This window comes from Bradyrhizobium sp. 956_D2_N1_4, from assembly GCF_052076025.1.
Lineage (GTDB): Bacteria > Pseudomonadota > Alphaproteobacteria > Rhizobiales > Xanthobacteraceae > Bradyrhizobium > Bradyrhizobium barranii.
Genome location: NZ_CP197237.1, coordinates 4,833,571 through 4,851,375, shown reverse-complemented (window position 1 = coordinate 4,851,375; position 17,805 = coordinate 4,833,571). Strand labels below are relative to the sequence as shown.

13 protein-coding genes and 2 pseudogenes are annotated in these 17,805 nt (G+C 62.2%); 11 read left to right on the top strand and 4 right to left on the bottom strand.

Going from position 1 to position 17,805, the window contains the following annotated elements:
* Positions 1–43: 43 nt before the first annotated feature.
* The 7 genes and pseudogenes from AB7535_RS23025 to AB7535_RS22995 all read left to right on the top strand — a co-directional run bounded on the left by AB7535_RS23025 (position 44) and on the right by AB7535_RS22995 (position 10,121).
* Positions 44–1,246 carry a pyridoxal-phosphate-dependent aminotransferase family protein gene (locus AB7535_RS23025; protein ID WP_354115017.1) on the top strand — a complete coding sequence of 401 codons (1,203 nt, stop codon included), beginning with the start codon at positions 44–46 and terminating at the stop codon, positions 1,244–1,246.
* Positions 1,247–1,298: 52 nt separating this feature from the next.
* Positions 1,299–2,582 carry an MFS transporter gene (locus AB7535_RS23020; protein WP_439036936.1) on the top strand — a complete coding sequence of 428 codons (1,284 nt, stop codon included), beginning with the start codon at positions 1,299–1,301 and terminating at the stop codon, positions 2,580–2,582.
* A 116-nt stretch (positions 2,583–2,698) separates the two neighbouring features.
* Positions 2,699–3,898 (top strand): pyridoxal-phosphate-dependent aminotransferase family protein, encoded by a 1,200-nt coding sequence (locus AB7535_RS23015; protein WP_028156591.1) that lies wholly within the window; start codon positions 2,699–2,701, stop codon positions 3,896–3,898.
* Between the two features lie 41 nt (positions 3,899–3,939).
* Positions 3,940–4,737 carry an enoyl-CoA hydratase/isomerase family protein gene (locus tag AB7535_RS23010; protein WP_354248920.1) on the top strand — a complete coding sequence of 266 codons (798 nt, stop codon included), beginning with the start codon at positions 3,940–3,942 and terminating at the stop codon, positions 4,735–4,737.
* A gap of 145 nt (positions 4,738–4,882) precedes the next feature.
* Positions 4,883–5,074 (top strand): annotated as a pseudogene (locus AB7535_RS23005) (tripartite tricarboxylate transporter substrate binding protein); the annotation flags it as partial.
* A gap of 173 nt (positions 5,075–5,247) precedes the next feature.
* Entirely contained in the window at positions 5,248–7,308 is a 2,061-nt protein-coding gene (locus AB7535_RS23000; protein WP_439036935.1) for a metallophosphoesterase, read from the top strand.
* Between the two features lie 311 nt (positions 7,309–7,619).
* Positions 7,620–10,121, top strand: a complete 2,502-nt coding sequence (locus AB7535_RS22995; protein WP_439036934.1) for a hypothetical protein — start codon at positions 7,620–7,622, stop codon at positions 10,119–10,121.
* 373 nt (positions 10,122–10,494) lie between these two features.
* Here the strand turns inward: AB7535_RS22995 and AB7535_RS22990 are convergent, their stop codons facing one another.
* Positions 10,495–11,028: a prepilin peptidase gene (locus AB7535_RS22990; protein WP_439036933.1), complete on the bottom strand. Its 534-nt coding sequence runs from the start codon at positions 11,026–11,028 to the stop codon at positions 10,495–10,497.
* 495 nt (positions 11,029–11,523) lie between these two features.
* Between AB7535_RS22990 and AB7535_RS22985 the strand changes: the two genes are divergently transcribed.
* The 4 genes from AB7535_RS22985 to AB7535_RS22970 all read left to right on the top strand — a co-directional run bounded on the left by AB7535_RS22985 (position 11,524) and on the right by AB7535_RS22970 (position 15,130).
* Entirely contained in the window at positions 11,524–12,498 is a 975-nt protein-coding gene (locus AB7535_RS22985; RefSeq protein WP_439037361.1) for a Bug family tripartite tricarboxylate transporter substrate binding protein, read from the top strand.
* A 206-nt stretch (positions 12,499–12,704) separates the two neighbouring features.
* Positions 12,705–13,247 (top strand): tripartite tricarboxylate transporter TctB family protein, encoded by a 543-nt coding sequence (locus AB7535_RS22980; RefSeq protein ID WP_283017166.1) that lies wholly within the window; start codon positions 12,705–12,707, stop codon positions 13,245–13,247.
* Between the two features lie 9 nt (positions 13,248–13,256).
* Positions 13,257–14,771: a tripartite tricarboxylate transporter permease gene (locus AB7535_RS22975; RefSeq protein WP_439036932.1), complete on the top strand. Its 1,515-nt coding sequence runs from the start codon at positions 13,257–13,259 to the stop codon at positions 14,769–14,771.
* A 92-nt stretch (positions 14,772–14,863) separates the two neighbouring features.
* A complete protein-coding gene (locus tag AB7535_RS22970) occupies positions 14,864–15,130 on the top strand; it encodes a right-handed parallel beta-helix repeat-containing protein (RefSeq protein WP_439036931.1) in 267 nt (88 codons plus the stop codon).
* A 97-nt stretch (positions 15,131–15,227) separates the two neighbouring features.
* On the opposite strand, the pseudogene AB7535_RS22965 reads toward AB7535_RS22970, so the two are convergent.
* The 3 genes and pseudogenes from AB7535_RS22965 to AB7535_RS22955 form a co-directional block, all read right to left on the bottom strand.
* Positions 15,228–15,416, bottom strand: a pseudogene (locus AB7535_RS22965) (CoA transferase); the annotation flags it as partial.
* A 185-nt stretch (positions 15,417–15,601) separates the two neighbouring features.
* Entirely contained in the window at positions 15,602–16,603 is a 1,002-nt protein-coding gene (locus AB7535_RS22960; RefSeq protein WP_439036930.1) for a class I SAM-dependent methyltransferase, read from the bottom strand.
* Positions 16,600–17,571 (bottom strand): fatty acid desaturase, encoded by a 972-nt coding sequence (locus AB7535_RS22955; RefSeq protein WP_439036929.1) that lies wholly within the window; start codon positions 17,569–17,571, stop codon positions 16,600–16,602. Before AB7535_RS22955 ends, AB7535_RS22960 begins: the two co-directional genes overlap by 4 nt.
* Positions 17,572–17,805 lie beyond the last annotated feature (234 nt).

The window sequence follows — 17,805 nt, the reverse complement described above, 5'->3', positions numbered from 1 at the left end:
ATGGCTCCGAAGCTGGCCAGAGTCCGCCGACAGGGAGGTTTTCATGCACCAGGGACGCCATTTCCTTCAGATTCCGGGCCCGAGCCCGGTCCCCGAGCGCGTCCTGCGCGCCATGGACATGCCGGTCATCGACCACCGGAGCGCGGAATTCGGCGAGCTCGGCCGCGCCGTGCTCGAAGGCAGCCAGACAATTTTCCAGACCGCGGGCCCGGTCGTGATCTTCCCCTCGTCGGGGACGGGCGCCTGGGAGGCCGCGATTGTCAACACGCTGTCGCCTGGTGACCGGGTGCTGATGGTCGAGACCGGTCATTTCGCCACCCTGTGGCGGCAAATGGCGGGGCGGTTCGGCATCGAGGTCGACTTCGTGCCCGGCGACTGGCGCCGCGGCGCCGATCCCGCATTGATCGAGGCGAAGCTCACCGAGGACAAGGCGCGCGCGATCAAGGCCGTCATGGTCGTACACAACGAGACCTCGACCGGCGCGACCAGCCGCATCGCCGAGATCCGCGCCGCGATCGACCGCACCGCGCATCCGGCGCTGCTGATGGTGGACACCATCTCCTCGCTCGGCTCGGTCGACTACCGCCACGACGAGTGGAAGGTCGATGTCAGCGTGAGCTGCTCGCAGAAGGGTTTCATGCTGCCGCCCGGCCTCGGCTTCAACGCGATCTCGGAGAAGGCGCGCGCAGCCGCGAAGACCAACAAGATGCCGCGCTCCTATTTCGACTGGGAGGAGATGCTCAAGCCCAACGCCAACGGCTTCTTCCCCTACACGCCGGCGACCAATCTGCTTTACGGCCTGCGCGAGGCGATCGCGATGCTGCTCGAAGAGGGGCTCGACAACGTGTTCGCGCGCCATCAGCGGCTGGCTGCCGCGACGCGTGCCGCCGTCAGTCACTGGGGCCTCGAGATCCTCTGCCAGGAGCCCTCGGAGTTCTCGCCGGTGCTCACCGCGGTGTTGATGCCGCCGGGCCACGACGCCGATCAGTTCCGCAAGATCGTGCTCGACAATTACAACATGTCGCTCGGCTCGGGCCTGTCGAAGGTCGCCGGAAAAGTCTTCCGCATCGGCCATCTCGGCGAATGCAACGCGCTGACGCTGCTCGGCGCGCTCACCGGCGTGGAGATGGGCCTGTCGGTTGCGGGCGTGCCGCATCGCTCCGGCGGTGTCGACGCCGCGATGAAGCTGCTGGAGCAGCGCCCGCAGGGTAATGCATCGCCGCATCTGAAAGTGGTCGGTACCTAGGTCGCGCGGGACAGGCAAGGCCAATCATAAAAAGCAGTCAGGGAGGGTGGAGATGGGAATTCGGTTCAAGGCCACGCATGTCGTCTTGGCGATGCTCTGCGCGATGTATTTCATCACCTATGTCGACCGGGTGAACATCGGCACCGCCGCGAGCGAGATCCAGAAAGAGCTGGGTCTGTCGAACACCCAGCTTGGCCTCGTCTTCTCCGCTTTCGCCTATCCCTATCTGCTGTTCCAGGTGATCGGCGGCTGGGTCGGCGATCGTTTCGGGCCGCGCAAGACGTTGTTCTGGTGCGGCATGATCTGGGCGGCGGCGACCATCTCGACCGGCTTCGTCAACGGCCTTGCCGCACTGTTCGTCGCGCGCTTCGCGCTCGGCTTCGGCGAGGGCGCGACCTTTCCGACGGCAACGCGCGCGATGCAATACTGGACGCCCGCGAACCGCCGCGGTTTTGCGCAGGGACTGACACACTCGTTCGCCCGGCTCGGCAACGCCGTGACGCCGCCGGTGGTGGCGCTGCTCATCCTCTGGCTGACCTGGCGCGGTGCGTTCGTCGTGCTCGGTCTCGTCAGCCTGGTCTGGGGCGTCGTCTGGGTCTGGTACTTCCGCAACGAGCCGAAGGAGCACGCCTCCATCACCGAGGCCGAGCTCGCCGCACTGCCGCCGCGCCCGACCGGCGAGCGGCCGCGCGTGCCGTGGCGGCCGTTGCTCGGCCGCATGTGGCCAGTGACGCTGACCTATTTCTGCTACGGCTGGTGCCTGTGGCTCTATCTCAACTGGCTGCCGCTGTTCTTCAAGAACAACTACAATCTCGATATCAAGAACTCGGCGCTGTTCGCCTCCGGCGTGTTCTTCGCCGGCGTGGTCGGCGACAGCGTCGGTGGCGTGCTTTCGGACAAGATCCTCGACCGCACCGGCAATGTCCGCCTGGCGCGGCTGAGCGTCACCGTTGCGGGATTTACGGGCGCGCTGCTCTCGCTGTTTCCGATCCTGTTCGTCCACGACATCACGATCGTCGCACTGTGCCTGTCGGCCGGCTTCTTCTGCGCCGAGCTGGTGATCGGCCCGATGTGGTCGATCCCGATGGATATTGCCCCGAAATATTCCGGCACCGCCTCGGGACTCATGAATACCGGCTCGGCCTTCGCCGCCATCGTGTCGCCGCTCGTTGCCGGCTTCGTGATCGACGCGACCGGCAACTGGTACCTGCCGTTCCTGATGTCGATGGGGCTGCTGTTGCTCGGTGGCTTCTCCGCCTTCCTGATGCATCCGGAGCGCCCGTTTACGGAGGCCGAGGGGCGCCTGCCGGTCGGAAAGGTGGTGGCGGCGGAGTAGGGGCGGCGGAGGCCCGCCGCTTATGCATGGGAGGCGTCTTAAGGAGAGGGGACAAGCCGGTCAAATGGTGCTATTCGGCGCCCATCAAAACCAAGGCTAGACCGGGAAGGACGCCGATGACCGTGCACACTGGAAGGCATTTCCTACAGATTCCAGGACCGACCAACGTGCCCGACCGGGTGCTGCGGGCGATGGACATGCCGACGCTGGACCATCGCGGTCCGGAGTTCGCGGAGCTCGGTTTTGCGGTCCTGGCCTCGATGCAGCGGGTGTTCCGCACCCAGCAGCCCGTGATCATCTTCCCCTCGTCCGGCACCGGTGCCTGGGAAGCGGCGATGGTCAACGTATTCGCCCCCGGCGACAAGGTTTTGATGTGCGAGACCGGCCAGTTCGCCGTGCTGTGGCGCGGCATCGCCGACAAGTTCAAGCTCGACGTCGACTTCATCCCGAGCGACTGGCGCCATGGCGCCGATCTCGCCGAGATCGAGAAGCGCCTTGCCGCCGACAAGCAGCACACGATCAAGGCGGTCTGCGTCGTCCACAACGAGACTTCGACCGGCTGCGTGACGCCGCCGCTCGAGGTGCGCAAGCTGCTCGACCGCGTCAAACATCCAGCCCTTCTGATGGTCGACACCATCTCCGGCCTTGGGTCGATGGAATACGAACACGATGCCTGGGGCATCGACGTCTCGGTCGCCGGCTCGCAGAAGGGCCTGATGCTGCCTCCGGGCCTCGGCTTCAATGCCGTCTCGGAGAAGGCGCTCGCGGTGGCGAAGGCCAACCCCGGCATGCGCTCCTACTGGGACTGGCAGGAGGTCATCTCCTTCAACAAGCTCGGCACCTTCCCCTATACGCCCGCGACCAATCTGCTCTACGGCCTGCGTGAAGCGGTCAAGATGCTGGAAGAGGAGGGGCTGGAGAATGTCTGGACCCGCCACAAGCGCCACAGCGCCGCGACGCGCGCCGCGGTCAAGGTCTGGGGCCTGGAGACGCAGTGCGCCGATCCCGCCGCACACTCGCCGGCGCTGACCGGCGTGCGCGTGCCCGATGGACACGACGCCGACGCCTTCCGCAAGGTGGTGCTCGAAAACTTCGACATGTCGCTCGGCACGGGCCTGAACAAGGTCAAGGGCAAGGTGTTCCGCATCGGCCATATCGGCCATTTCAACGACCTGATGCTGATGGGCACGCTTGCCGGCGTCGAGATGGGCCTGGATCTTGCAAAGATTCCGCACCGGAGCGGCGGCGTATTGGCGGCCATGGACGTCCTGAAGGGACGCGACGCGGTGCCGATGGCCAAGGCGCAGGTGGCCTGAAGGCTCAGGTGGCCTGAACTAACCTAGAAAGTGAGCGCGCGATGAACGCACCGACGACGACCAACGAAGACCTGCTCTACTCCGTCCAGGACGGCATCGCGCGGATCACCTTCAATCGCCCCCAGGCGCGTAACGCAATGACCTTCGCCATGTATGACCGCATGGCGGAGATCTGCCAGGAGATCAACGCCGATCGCTCGATCAAGGCGCTGATCCTCACCGGGGCCGGCGACAAGGCGTTCGCCTCGGGCACCGACATTTCTCAGTTCCGTGCGTTCAAGACCGCGCAGGACGCGCTCGACTACGAGGCCCGCATCGACCGCGTGCTCGGCACGCTCGAGCAGTGCCGTGTGCCCGTGATCGCGGCGATCGCGGGAGCCTGCACCGGCGGCGGCGCCGGCATCGCGGCCTGCTGCGACCTTCGCATCGGTACCGAAACCACGCGCATCGGCTTTCCGATCGCACGCACGCTCGGCAACTGCCTGTCGATGTCGAACATCAGCCGCGTCGTCTCGCTGGTGGGACCTGCCCGCACCAAGGATCTGATCTTCAAGGCGCGCCTCGTCGAGGCGCAGGAAGCGCTGTCGCTCGGCCTGCTCAACGAGGTCGTGCCCGACGTCGAGACGCTGCAGCGCCGTGCCGACGAGACCGCCAAGCTCGTCGCAAGCCATGCGCCGCTCACGCTGGAAGCGACCAAGGAGGCCGTGCGCCGCATCCGCCGCACGCTGTCGCGCGAAGAGGGCGAGGACCTGATCCTCAAGGCCTATATGAGCGAAGATTTCCGCGAGGGTATGGACGCCTTCCTCAACAAGCGCGCGCCGGTCTGGAAGGGCAAGTAGCGCGCGCTTCGTCAGCCGAAAGTCATATGTGGCGGAATGTCCGTCGGCTTGAACTCGCGATCTTTAGTCCGCACAATGCATCGATAGACTTCACGGCATCACAAAGACGAAACTCGTGCGAATTTCCGTGAAAGCCGTCGGAGCTGTGAAGGCCTTGTTGTTGAGCACGCCGGCCTTTGCCGGCTGGTAGCCGACCAAGCCCGTCGAGATCGTGGTGGCGGCAGGCGCGGGCGGCGCCTCCGACCAGATGGCGCGGATGACGCAGGCCGCGATCCAGAAGAACAATCTGATGAAGCAGCCGATCGTCGTCTCGCTCAAGGGCGGTCGTGCCGCCTCTCGACAGAGATCAGATGCTGCCGGTCGACAGTCGATGGCATTGCGCGGCTGGTCGCTGTGCGCCCGCTTGATAACATTATTCATGATACATTTCTTTAATCCGAATGTTAATTTCGATCGCTAGAGACCCGCCTACCGTCGCAATTGCGACCGAGTAGGAACAGGCAATCTTCTATGAGCAATGACGACATCGACCGCGCTGGAAACCATCGTTCCGGCAGCAACAATCCCACGCGCCAAATGATCGATCGCCGCGCGGTCCTCCAGGGCGCCGCCAGCCTTTCCGTGCTGGCGCTCGGCGCGGGCGCGGCAAAGGCGCAGACCAGCAGTCCGTCATTGACCAGCTTCTCGATCGCGGTGCTGCCCGACACGCAGTTCTATTCGCGTTACGCGACGACCGACGAAAACCAGCAGTTTCAGAAGGCCTATGGCTCGACGCCGTACGACGCGCAGACTCAGTGGATCGCCGACAACGCCGCGAAATACGGCGTCCGCTTCGTCATCCATCTGGGTGACGTGGTCGACCAGCAGAACAAGCCGAACCAGTGGATCGTGGCCGACGCCGCGATGAAGAAGCTGGAAGATGCCAAGGTCCCCTATTCGATCCTTGCGGGTAACCATGACGTCGTCACCGACAACGACTACCATACCCCCTGGGATCAGAATTCGGGCACCGACGCCCAGCGCAGCCTCAACGCCGAGCCCTATTTGAAGTGGTTTCCGAGCACCCGCGCAGCGCAGCAGTCGACATTCCGCGAGCGAGATAGCAGCGGCTTCCACGAGTACCACATCTTCCAGACGAACGGCGTGAAGTTCATGGTGCTGTCGCTGTCCTGGCGCATTTCGGACGGTGCCATCGCCTGGGCGCGCGACGTGATCGACCGCAACCCGACGCTGCCCGTCATTCTTTCCAACCACCAGTTGCTCAACATCGACAGCGACGGCCTGTCGCCGCTGGAGACCGATTACGGCAAGATGCTGTGGGACAAGCTGATCCGCGACAAGGATCAGATCTTCATGACGCTGAACGGCCATTACCATGGCGCGGCGTATCTCTCCAAGATCAACGATTTCGGCAATCCGGTTCACCAGATGGTGGTCGACTATCAGATGGATTATCAGGGCGGCAACGCCATGATGCGGCTCTACGAAATCGACCTCACCAACAACAAGATCGACGTGATGTCGTTCTCGCCCTGGGTGGTGCAGAAGCCGAAGAACACGCTCAACCAGTTCGATCACGCCGAACTGACGGCGTCGAACAACAGCTTCTCGATTCCGATCAATTTCAAGAGCCGATTCGCCCGGTTCACGCGCTTCAGTCCGAGCAAAGTGCTGACCGGACCCGCGATCATTCCGTCCGTGCGCGCCGACCTGCTCGCCGGCTATGTCGATCCGCCGACGCCGGAAGTCGTGCTGCCCGCGGATACCGAGGACTACCCGCATGTCGCCGATACCGTGGCGCACTGGCGCGCGCCCTCCACGGTCGTCGAGGGTCAGGTCGTTCCGATCGGTGGGATCCTGCCTGACGTCGCCGGCGGCAACAATCTGATGCGTGCGGCGCTCGTCGCGTCCGCTCAGCTCGGCGACGTCGTTTGGACGACGGATAAGCACCGTCTGTCCTCCGCCGCGGGCAGCGTGGTGTTTCTCAACACCGACAATACGGCCGGTCGCCTCAACGCCTTCCTGACGGCGTCAGCCGCCTCGCTCAACGGCCGCAGCTTCTGGAACGGCTACACGGTCGAGGCCTTTGTGAAGATCCCGGCCGGCTGGACCGCGAACCTGCACAAATGGGGCAATATCCTCGGTCGCGTGGGTAACCGCGGCAACGTTCCCGGCGGCTATCAAGGCGGCGATCCGGAGGCGTCGAGCGTCCTGTTCGCCATCTCGAACTTGCGCGAAGTGCAGTGGGAAGTGGTGCCGGCTTCCGTTTCGCACTACGCACAGACCAACTGGTCGGGCGAGATCATCCGCGATAGCTGGTATCATATCGCGATCGTCAACGATCCGGCGACCCTCACCACCACCCTGTACATCGACGGCGCGCCGGTATTGCGCAACGTCGGCAATGCGGCGATCGGCATGCGCTCGCAGAGCACGCCTCAGCCCTGGATCCTCGGCGCCGGCTGGTGGAACGGCGTGCTGTCCGACGGCTTCTTCGGTGCGGTTGGAGAGATCCGCATGGTCTACCGTCCGATCGGTCGCGACCAATGGCTGACCGCGCGCCGAACCTGACCTGACCGCGTCCAGGCGACGCGATCATTGACGCAGACACAGTGGAGCTCGTTGCAACGAGCTCCACTTTTTTTGGCCGCATGTCCGAATGCGACAACGATCGCGCCGCCGTTGTCTGAGCGTTGTCGCGCGAAGTTTTGCACACCTCGGATGCAATCGGCCCCATGATCGCTTCATTCACACAATACATAACATACTATCAAAATTATGATATATTGCGATGCAATACGGGCGCTCTCACAACCTCTTGCTCATAGGCCAGCGGATGACATCCGTGGCCGGCACAGTTTGAATGAAAGCGATCCAGAACTATGGCTGCTCCCGTTGTAAAAGTCGGCTCCGAATTCTCCGTGAACACCAATACGACTGGGGGCCAGGAGGCGCCGACCGTCACGGGGCTCGCCAATGGCGGCTTCGTGGTCTCTTGGGATGACGCCAGCGGAACGCTGGGCGATGCCAGCGGCACCAGCATCAAGGCGCAGGTCTACGCGGCCGACGGCAGCAAGGTCGGTTCGGAATTCCGCGTCAACACCGAGACCGCCGACGGCCAGCTCGCACCGGTGATCACGGGCCTTTCCAATGGCGGCTTCGTCGTCACGTGGTTCGACAACAGCCAGACGCTCGGCGACAGCGAGGGCACCAGCATCAAGGCACAGGTGTTTTCGGCCGATGGCACGCCGGTCGGGTCGGAAACCCTCGTCAACAGCTCGACGTCCTATTCGCAGTTCGCGCCGACCGTCACGGGTCTTTCCAATGGCGGCTTCGCCGTCACCTGGACCGACGACAGCGGCGAAGGCGGCGACGACGACGGCACCAGCATCAAGGCGCAGCTGTTCGCGGCCGATGGCAGCAAGGTCGGCCCGGAATTCCTCGTCAATACCGAGACCGGCGGCAGCCAGGACAACGCAACCATCACGGGGCTGGCCAATGGCGGGTTCGTGGTGACCTGGGAGGATCTCAGCGGAACGCTCGGCGATGACGATGCGACCAGCGTTAAGGCGCAGATGTTTGCGGCTGACGGCAGCAAGGTCGGCAGCGAATTCCTGGTCAACACCGCGACGGCCTCCGACCAGCTCAAGCCAACCATCTCGGCCCTGCCCAATGGCGGCTTTGTCGTGACCTGGTACGATTTCAGCCAGACCGGCGGCGACAGCAGCGGCAGCAGCATTAAGGCGCAGATCTATGCGGCCGATGGCAGCAAGGTCGGCAGCGAATTCCGCGTCAACAACACGACGGTCAACTCCCAGTTCACGCCGACGGTGACGGCGCTCAGCAATGGTGATTTCGCCGTCGCCTGGCAGGACTGGAGCGGTGCCGGCGGCGACGCCAGCGGCAGCAGCATCAAGCTGCAGGTGTTCACTGCGGATGGTCAGAAGGTCGGGGCTGAATTGCTGGTCAACACCAGCACGGCGTCCAATCAGTTGCATCCCTCGATCGCCGCCTATGCCGACGGTCGCTTCGTCGTCACCTGGCAGGATGCCAACGGAACCGACGTCAAGGCGCAGGTATTCTCGGTCGATACCGTGAAGCCGGTGCCGGTCCTGTCGGCCGTGACGTCCACAAGCCCGTGGGTCGCGGTGCTCGCCGGTTCGGTCGACGTTGACGCCGCCGGCCAGACCCTCACGCTGCGCGACGGTACGTCGCAAAGCGGCGGTTGGAGCACGACGGCGACCGTCGACGGCAACGGCGCCTGGAGCGCCGAATTGTCCTGGGACCAGTTCAACACCGCCATCGATCTCGTCGTCACTGACGCGGCCGGCAACACCGGTGTCTCGAACTACGTGTATGGCACCGCCAGCGGCCGGACTTTCGGCGCGGGCAGCCATCAATACATCTACGGCACGGCGACCGATTACGTCATTGGGAATGGCGCAGAGCAGCACGTCTATGCCGGTGGAACGGCCATCGGCACGACCCTGAACGCTGGCAGCATGCAGATCAACTGGGGTACGGAGCACCACACGGCCGTGACTTACGGCGCTTTGGAATATGTCTATGGCATCGCCACCGGTTCGACGATCGCCGGCCGGCAAGTGATCGGCACCGGCGGCACAGCCAGCACGACGCTGATCGTCGCCGGCGGCGAGCAGGACATCTACGGCGGTGGCACGGCGACCGGCACCACCATCCAAGGCGGGTTACAGGCCGTCTACGGCACGGTCGACCAGACCGTGATCGGCAGCGGCGGCGTGCAAATGGTCCACGGCACGGCTTCGCACACCGCCGTCAACGATGGCGGCGAGCAGCGCGTCTATGAGAGCGGAACAGCCATTGGCACCACGCTGAACGCTGGCAGCATGCAGATCGACTGGGGCAGCGCCACCGGCACGACCATCAACGGCGGTATTCAGTACATCTGGGGCACGGCGAGCGATACCACGATCGTCTCCGGTACGCAGTATGTCGGCGCCGGTGGCAGCGCCAGCGGCACCACCATCGGCTCACACGGTCTCGAATACGTCTACACCGGCGGAACGCTCACCGATGTCACCTTCGGCGGGGGATCTGCGAGGCTGGTGCTTGAGCAGTCGTCGGCCTTCAGCGGGACGATCGCCGGCTGGCAGGATGGCGTGGAGCTCGATCTCGGTGACATCGCCTTCGGCGAAACCACCTCGCTTGGCTATGCGGCAAACGCCGAGAACACAGGTGGCACGCTGACGATCACCGACGGCGCTCATACGGCGTCGCTGCACCTGCTTGGTCAATACAGCGCCGCGGACTTTGCGCTCGCTGCGGACGGCCATGGCGGTTCGATCATCACCAATCCGGTGGATCAGTCCCAGGCACAGCTTTCCATCTCGCACGCGGCGTAAGCTGAGGACGAAGCCAGGGCGGGTCCGCGCGGGCAAACGAAAGCAGATCAGAGGGGCGCGCCTCATTGGCGCGCCCCTTTGGATTCTCCGCTGTTCATTCTGCCAGAGCGGCAGTCGCTGCCGTCGCGACGGCTGCCACCTTGGGCTGTTGGGGTCGTAGCCCTGACAAGCGAGCTGCGACGTCTGGTGCCTGTCGGCGTGCGGCCAGCAGGCGTCAAGCTGGCATGGTTGGATGCGACGGAATTGTCGCATAGCGACGCGATGAGCCGGCAAGCGATCGCTTAATATGAAGGAGGCTTTGGCCTGTTGGCACCAGTCAGGTGTTCGACACGCTTTCGCATTTCACCGGTCGGTGCACCTGCCACATGCCTGACTAGCCCGGCCAGCTGCCGAGCCAATTGGTGTACCAGCGTTCACCCAGCCAACCGACCCAGATTGCGGGGGCGAGGAAAAGCCCGAAAGGCAGGAAGGCCGTGCGGCGGAGCCGCTCCTTTCTTAGGGCAGCATTGGCGAGATAGGCGGCGATCGCGGCCAGCGCCGCAAGCTCGATCACTGCGACCACGGTCGCGAGATCGAGCCAGGCGCCGCAAACCGCGGCGAGCTTGACGTCGCCGAGCCCGAACCCGTCGCGGCCACGCCAGCGCCGATAGAACGTCATCAGGAGCAGGAGCGGCAGCGCCACGGCGGCCGCGCGGGCCACGGGCCAAAGCAGAGCCTCGACGCCGATATCAGGCACGAATGCGCCGGCGCGGAGCAAAGCGAGCGCGAACGCCGCCGCCGTCAGCTCATTCGGAATGAGGTAGTGGCGGGCATCGTTCGCTGCGATCGCGAGCATCAGGGCGGCGAGGTATGCACCTAACAGCCCATCCGCGCCCGGCGCGATCATGAGGCTTGCGACAACGAACACGAATACGACAACAGCGAATACCAAATTGCTTTGAACTACCTCTGATTTTCCTCCGGTGGAATTTCGATTGAAATGGGCCATAGGCTCTCGGCATCTGCGAAATGAGGAAACGCGCCCGTTCTTCACTGAAGCGACTGGAGACCAGTGATCATATCGGTTGCATTCGCGTGCTGGCCCATCCGCCGATGATCTCGCGGGCTTTGTGGCACAAAGCTGTGACAAATTATCTCTCACCGCCAAACAGCAGGCAATTCCCGAACGATCGTAGGGGGCAACCCGAACTGCAACGTTGATTTGGGGGCTCGCCTTCTATTCCAGTCCCGAGATTTCGGCGGTCGAGCTTGCAATCGATCTCATTCCAAAGTCATAAGCGGATCGGCGCCGGGCCGGCTTGAACTGGCCGGCATTCGCCCGCACAATGCAATTCGCTTCGCGAATTGCCAATCCGAACAAGAACATCGGCGAAAACTTGGGGAGACGCACGTGGGACATGGAATGAAGGCCGCGGTCGTGCTGGCGGCTACGCTTTGCGGCGCGCCGGCTTTTGCCGGCTGGGAGCCGACCAAGCCCGTCGAGATCGTGGTGGCGGCAGGCGCGGGCGGCGCCTCCGACCAGATGGCGCGGATGATGCAGGCCGCGATCCAGAAGAACAATCTGATGAAGCAGCCAATCGTCGTCTCGCTCAAGGGCGGCGCCTCCGGCGCGGAAGCGCTGATGTACATGAAGTCCAGCGAAGGCGACCCGAACAAGGTGCTGATCGCCTATTCGCTGATCTACATGCTGCCGCTGTCGGCGAAGATCCCGTTCAACTGGCGCGAGCTGACGCCGGTCTCGGTGATCGCGCTCGACCAGTTCGTGCTGTGGGACAATAGCGCAGGTCCGAAGACGGTGAAGGAATTCGTCGCGGCCGCGAAGGCGGCGAGTTCGCCGTTCAAGATGGGCGGCACCGGCTCCAAGCGCGAGGATCACGTGCTGACCGTCTTCCTCGAGCAGAAGACCGGTGCGAAATTCTCCTATCTGCCCTACAAATCCGGCGGCGAGGCCGCGACCCAGCTCGTCGGCAACCACACCGAATCCAACGTCAACAACCCGAGCGAAAATCTCGAAGTCTGGCGTGCCGGCCAGGTGCGCCCGCTCTGCGTGTTCGACAAGGAGCGCATCTCCTACACCAGCAAGGTGACGGACACGCAATCCTGGGCCGACATCCCGACCTGCAAGGAGGAGGGCGTCGACGTCCAGTATCTGATGCTGCGCGCGATGTTCCTGCCCGGCAAGGTCACACCGGAGCAGCAGGCGTTCTATGTCGATCTGTTCCACAAGGTGACGCAGACCGCGGAATACAAGGACTACATGGAAAAGCAGGCGCTGAAGCCGATCTTCCTCACCGGCAGGGACATGGTGCAATTCCTCGAGGAGGACGACGCCACCAACAAGTCGCTGATGACGGAAGCCGGATTCGTCGCGAAGTAGCCGTCTCTCTTCTCCCTCCCCCCGTTCTTACGGGGAGAGGGCAGGGGTGAGGGGCTCCCTCCCCCGAAGAGAGTGGCAGACGGACTCGCGGAGAGTCTCCCTCACCCAGCGCTTCGGCGTTCCAGAAAACGGCCGCGGACGCGGCCTCTGCCTCTCCCCGCAAGCGGGGCGAGGTGACATCACTCCCGGCTTTTGCAAAGCAGCCCATGTCCCAAACCGATCTTGAAATCGTCGTCGACGATCCGACCGCGCCTGAAGACGACTCACCCTCCGTCGTCTCCTCCGGCACGATCGAGATATTCGTCTGCCTGCTGTTGCTCGCGTTGGCCGCAACGCTCGGCTATGACAATTGGCGCACCGGCGCCTCCTGGGATTCGACCGGGCCGGAGCCCGGCTATTTCCCGTTCTATCTCTCCGTCATCCTCGGTGGCGGCAGCCTCTATGGCCTGATTGCGGCCTTCGTGGCGCACCGCGCGGCATCCGAGAGCTTCGTCACGCGTGCGCAAGCGCGCCGAGTGATGGCGGTGTTCGTGCCGACGCTGCTGTTCTGCCTGGTGATGCAGTTCCTCGGCCTCTACGTCGCGAGCTTCCTCCTGATCGCGGGATTCATGCGGCTCGTCGGCAAGATCGCGCTGTGGAAGTCGCTGCTCACGGCCTTCCTGTTCACGGCGATCATGTTCGTCACCTTCGACATCGCCTTCGACGTCATCATGCCGAAAGGGCCGCTCGAAGCGGCCTTCGGCTACTAGGCGCTCACGATGGAAGCTTTCGGTCTCTTGCTTCATGGCTTCGCCGTCTTGCTGACGTGGAAGACGCTCGTGCTGATGATGGTCGGGCTGGTGCTCGGCATCTTCGTCGGCGTGCTGCCCGGGCTCGGCGGCCCCAACGGCGTTGCGATCCTGCTGCCGCTCACCTTCACGATGGATCCAACCTCGGCGATCGTGATGCTGTCCTGCATCTACTGGGGCGCGCTGTTCGGCGGCGCCATCACCTCGATCCTGTTCAACATCCCCGGCGAGGCATGGTCGGTCGCGACCACGTTCGACGGCTATCCAATGGCGCAGCAGGGCAGGGCGGCGGAGGCGCTGACCGCGGCGTTCACGTCGTCCTTCATCGGCTCGCTGGTCGCGGTGCTGCTGATCACCTTTCTCGCGCCGATGATCTCCTCCTTTGCGTTGAAGTTCGGCCCGCCCGAGTTCTTCGCAGTTTATCTGCTGACCTTCTGCTCCTTTGTCGGATTGGGGCGCGAGGCCAAGCACAAGACGGTCATCTCGATGTCGCTGGGGCTCCTGCTTGCGGGCGTCGGCATGGATACCGTGTCCGGCCAGTTGCGCATGACCTTTGGCTCGTCAGAGCTCTTGCGCGGCATTAACTTCCTCGTTGCCGTCATCGGCCTGTTCGGCATCAGCGAGATCCTGCTGACGATGGAGGAGCGGCTGGCGCTGCGCGGACACGCGGCGACCATTTCGCTCCGTGTCGTGCTGAGCGTCTGGAAGGACCTGCCGAAATACTGGGCGACGCTGCTGCGTTCCTCCTTCATCGGCTGCTGGCTCGGCATCACCCCGGGCGGCGCGATCGCGGCCTCCTTCATGGGTTACAACCTCGCAAAACGCTTCGCCAAGGATCCCGAGAGCTTTGGCAAGGGCCGCATCGAGGGCGTGTTCGCACCGGAGACGGCGGCGCATGCCTCCGGCACCTCGGCGCTGCTGCCGATGCTGGCGCTCGGTATTCCCGGTTCCGGCACGGCCGCGATCCTGCTCGGCGGATTGATGGTGTGGGGACTCAATCCGGGTCCGCTGCTGTTCGTGGAACACAAGGACTTCGTCTGGGGCCTGATCGCCTCGATGTATCTCGGCAATGTCGTCGGTCTCGTGCTAGTGCTGACGACGGTGCCAATCTTCGCCTCGATCCTGCGGGTGCCGTTCGCCGCGGTGGCGCCGATGATCGTGGTGTCCTGCGCGATCGGCGCCTATGCGATCCAGAACGCGATGTTCGACATCTGGCTGATGCTGGGCTTCGGCGTCGTCGGCTACGTCTTCAAGAAGATCGGCATCCCGCTCGCGCCGTTCACCCTGGCGCTCGTGCTCGGCAACCGCGCCGAGGATGCCTTCCGCCTGTCGATGATCGGCTCCGGTGGCAACCTCAAGGTGTTCTGGTCGAATGGCCTGGTCGGCTCGATCACAACCTTGGCGATCGCGCTGTTGTTTTGGCCTGTGATCGACCGCTTGCTGCGCTGCGTCGGATGGCCGCGGCAGACGAAGCCTGCCGCTTGACCCAAGCGGATTGGAAACTGGAGCGCCGAACGTCGTGAACACCACGGGATATGGGAGGCAGCGGCTTTGCGATTGCAAGCGCGGCTGCGGGCTTGATCAAGGCGACGCTCAGCAACGTCAAGGTGATCAACGCGGCCAGCGGTATCGGCGTGGGTGCCGGCGCCGCCGTTCACCTCATCAATTCGGTCGTGTCAAGCAACTCGGTTGCCGGCATTGCCATCTCGGGCGGTGGCATCAACATTGACGCCACGACGATTTCCTTCAACACGATCGGCATCAAGCAAGTCGGCGGATCGGTCGACCTGTCCAACAACGACCTTTCTCCGCTATGTCGGCACGCGCTTCGACGGTTTGCGTAAGATCTAGATGGTTGCTTAAGCCGTCAATGCGCGGCCGATGGTGATCACCGCGGCGGCCCGGACCCGAAAGGCCGGCTGTCGCGACGCGGCCGTTCTTTCACACCACCTTGGCGTTCCGGAGCGTCGCGATCTCGTCTGCACTGAGGCCGAACTCCTTCAAGATCTCGTCGGTCTGCTCGCCGAATTCCGGCGGCCGCGCCACCATCTTGCTCGGCGTGCGCGACAGCGTGACGGGTTGGCCGACCAGTCGAATGTGGCGGTCCTCGTCGTTCGGCACGTCCTGAGCGCAGGTCTTTGCGTGGGGTAATGGCTGAGAGAGGTCGGAGAATTCTCGCCAAACGGATGATCTTGCCCGCAGATCTCGCAGCTCTTCTAGGCAGCGTCGGGAGTCTTCTCAGCCATGGCATTCAATGGAACCGGGATTCAGATTGCCGTCCGGCCCGCGCGCTGATTCCTATTGGAGCGACGTGATCACGCACCGCCAGAAATCCTGCTTGACCCTAACTTCGCTCTCGAAATCGGTGTTGCCGATGATGTCTCAGAAGTGGATGATTGGGCCGTGAGGATGCAATTCATCTGCGACGTCTTAGAGAAAGGCATCCTGACAAAATCGAACGCCGCAAAAAGCAGATGAAAAAAGGGAGTAAGGCTGTTCTGCAGCGATGGCCGTGCAGCTGACACCTCCGCGAGGCCAATGCGCTTTAATTCGTTAATGGCGCTTACGGTCCAGAATGGGGCGCCTTGCGTATACGAGCAATTCAAAACATGGAGGCCCGCGGATTCACAGTGACGAATGAAGCTAGGTTTGGTGAAGAGAACAAAATGTCGAGGCGTGTGATATCCTCCCCAGGAACGATATCTAAAAATACGAGCGTCTAGCGAGTCGTAGTTGGGCGTTTTAATCCAAATGAGACCACCAGGAGAAAGCAGGCTCTTTGCCTTTTTCAGTATCTGGATCGGATCTGGAACGTGCTCGATCAGGTTTAGCATCAAGATCAAGTCAAACGTTTTTTCAGTCTCGAAGCCTTCAATAGGCGTGAGGTGAAAGTTGTGACCTTTGGCGCGGGCGACATCGGCCGCTCCAGCATCAATGTCTACTACCGTTGTATCAGCAATTCTGGAATCGGCTCTCTTCAGCCCGTCGAGGAGCCAACCGATTCCGCCTCCAACGTCTAATGCAGACAGGCGTTCTCCATTGAGTTGTTTGGTGATTGCTTGGAAAGCCCTGTCGTCAAGACGCTTCTTGAAGCGTAGTGCCAAGGTATCGGCTGCATTGGCGTGAAACGAATAATAGTTGGATGGATAGATTTCATTCAGCCGATCCGACAGCATCGGGTAAATGAACAGAATATCGCAGCTGTCACAGCGGTAGAAATCGAAGAGCCTGCCGGATGTAAAATACTCAACGTCGTTGGCTTTCGCGAAATGACGCACAGAACCATCGGCACAAATCGGGCACGTTATTTTGGTCATGTGAACCTGAAGAGACTGAGGAACGTTTTCAAATATGTGGAGCGACGCTGCTCGATAACCGATGCTAACTCCGTCTTGAGGAGATATGCCTCCATTTCATGCAAGTTGGTATAGGAAACCTGCGGCTCCCAGTGGTGCAGTAGGTGGCGATTGAATCCCGCGGCTCCGAATACCGAAGCGAATATGCCGGGTCCAAATATCCTCGTATAGGCGCCATGATCATGCTCATTGTAATCGACACATGGATCCGCAGAGGGGTCTCTATGTTCCAGCAACTGGCGAAGAGCGCCGAAGAGGGGGAAAAACATCACGGTCCCCAGGACCCACGCGGCGCAAAAAAGTAGCTCGCGAGAAAAGAAGGAAATCGTGACGATTGCAATGTGCGCAAGGAGACCCATGGGCCTGACCCATGTGCCTCGATCGACCCTCTTGGCTTTAGCTTCGAGTTCGGTGCGCGACCGCAGCACTTCCATCACTCGGACGCCAAACAGAGCCTTGATCAGAAATGCCAGATTAAGCGAGGAGAAATAAGTCGATTCGCTGTCGTCGATTTTGCCGAGCGCGCGATGATGCTGAAAATGGGTGATGCGGTACTGCTGAACAGATGTGCCTATCATCCAAGCAACCAGAATGTTGCATAGAAAATCACTTTGTCCTCTATCAGGGGCGAAATTGAAGTGAGCGCCTTCATGAAGGAACAGTTGCAGGTAGGCGATCCAGAAGCCAATAGAGATTGCACCAGCAAACACAGTAAATAGCAGTCCATAGTCCGTTTCCACGGGCACGGCGCGGACAAACGCAAAAGTAACAACCAGCGCAAAGTAGCCGAGCGCAATATCCAGATAGAGCCTCGTATAGTTGGGCGTCAGCGTCTTGATGAAGTCCGCGTATCTGAGACCTTCGTCATTTACGAGAAATGGCCTTATTTCCTGAAACCTTCGCGAATAGTCATCATTACTATCGATCATTTGCCGTCACCCCGGAGATGGTTCGCCGCCTGAGCGTGCGCCGAGCGTCATTGGTTTCGCCCCCGTCTGGCTCAAGTTGAAGAGGTCAGGTTAATATTTCCATTCCCGGTCCATCCTCCGATTGACGCGTTGAGCGAGAACGGACAGCGAACGGCAGCCGGGCGCAACAAACCGATGGATCATTAGATTCCCCCAGCGGGGCGACGATCTAGTTCGCAACCTCTAATCGAGCAA